Annotated in this window: 2 protein-coding genes; one reads left to right on the forward strand and one right to left on the reverse strand. The window is 36.0% G+C overall.

Features of this window, described 5'->3' with window-relative positions:
* Window positions 1–433: tripartite tricarboxylate transporter substrate-binding protein (locus VK998_RS02175; protein ID WP_325224975.1), on the reverse strand; the 433-nt coding region annotated here is incomplete at its 3' end.
* 58 nt (window positions 434–491) lie between these two features.
* Here VK998_RS02175 and VK998_RS02180 point away from each other — a divergent pair.
* Window positions 492–1,973 (forward strand): aminopeptidase P family N-terminal domain-containing protein (locus VK998_RS02180; RefSeq protein ID WP_325224976.1); only part of this gene is annotated, 1,482 nt, incomplete at its 3' end.

The following is a 1,973-nucleotide window of genomic DNA, read 5'->3' on the forward strand; positions in this document are numbered from 1 at the left end:
TTAACAATTCAATGATTTCAGGATCGGTACCGCCCGGCGCCACGTAACCGCGGTTAAGTCCAAACGTGACATCATAACCGGCTTCAATAAATGTCGGCACATCCGGCAAATGATCCAAACGTTCTTCCGTTCCTACTGCAATAAAATTCATGTGGCCAGCTTCGACAAATTCAATAGCCGATGGATAATCAACAATAACAGCTTCCACGTGACCGCCTGCCAAAGCCTGGATTGCTTCTCCCAATCCTTCATAGCCGACCAGGTTGTACTGAATGTCCAGCTCCTGCCCGACCTGCTCCAGCCATACCCGTGGTATACCACTTACTGTGCCGCCAAAGTCAATCTCATTTTCCTGTCCATATTCAACGAACTCTTCCAATGATTCAATACCAGTTTCCGAGGAAACGGCGATAATCTGATAGGAGGTTGTCATAGAAGCAATCGGTTCAAAATCATCGTAATTTACATCTGTAATTCCGGAATGATGGGCTATATTATGGACTGATGGAAGGTATTTTATCCAAGCGGAAAATCAATTAGCAGGCAGTGAAATTCAACTATTTAAAATGGGAATACCAGGTTTTCCAACCTATATGGAATGGCTAAAGGATAATTTAAATGATGGGGATGCTATAGGATTTAATGGTAAAATATTTCCTCAATCAGATGTAAAGAAATTAGAAAAAGAAGTTGGAGATAAGAAAATTAAATTTGTTGATGAATTTGACTTAGTAGGAGAATTGTGGACTGATAGACCGGCAATGCCTAAGAGCAAAGCTTTTGTCCATGATGTAGAATATACAGGGAAAACTGCTAAAGAAAAAATAGCAGAAGTAAGAAAGGAAATGGAGAAAAAAGGAGCAGACTATTTTCTACTGGGAAGTCTTGATGATGTTGCTTGGGTTTATAATATCAGAGGTAGAGATGTAGTGTCCAATCCTGTGGTAATATCCTATGGACTCATATCTAAAAATAAAGCTTGGCTATTTGTAGATAAGGATAAGATAGATACTAATGTTGAATCCTATTTAAAAGAAAATGGAATAGAAACTGATGGATATAACAATGTTATTGATTATGTAAAAAAAATTGATGAGAAAAGCAAAGTATTTATAGATCCATCTAGGATTAACAGATGGCTTTATAAAGGAATACCTGAAAAATGTGAAATAATAGAGGGAACTAATATAACTACTAATCTAAAAGGAATAAAAAATAAAATTGAAATTAAAAACCAGAAAAATGCCTATATTAAGGATGGAGTGGCTTTGGTCAAATTTTTATACTGGTTAGATGAAAATCTAGGAAAGATAAAGATTACAGAAGTATCTGCTGCTGAAAAACTAGAAGAATTCAGAAAGGAACAAGATGGATTTATTGAACCAAGTTTTGCTACTATAGCTGCTTATAAAGAGAATGCAGCAATGATGCATTATAGTGCAGAAGAAGGAAAATCCAATTATGAATTGAAAAGGGAAAAGATGTTTCTCGTAGATTCAGGTGGCCAATACTATGATGGTACTACAGATATAACTAGAACAATAGTATTAGGCGATATTACTGAAGAGGAAAAGAAAGATTTTACTCTTACTTTAAAGGGACATATAAATTTAATTAATGCAAGATTCCTATATGGGGCTACCGGTTCTAGTTTAGACGTATTATCCCGTTATCCATTATGGCAAGAGGGATTGGACTATAAATGTGGTACTGGACATGGGGTTGGGTTTTTATTAAATGTTCATGAAGGTCCTCACAGAATATCTACAGTACCAGATAAGGTTAAGTTAGAAAAGGGAATGGTAGTGACCATAGAACCTGGAGTGTATAAGGCAGGCAAACATGGTATAAGAATCGAAAATGTAGCTGTAGTAGAGGAAGACATAGAAACAGAATTTGGTGGTAAATTCATGAAATTTGAGAATATTTCCTATTGTCCAATAGATCTTGATGGAATAGATGTAGATATGTTG

It is taken from the genome of Schnuerera sp., from assembly GCF_035459645.1.
In the GTDB taxonomy this organism is placed as follows: domain Bacteria; phylum Bacillota; class Clostridia; order Tissierellales; family Tepidimicrobiaceae; genus Schnuerera.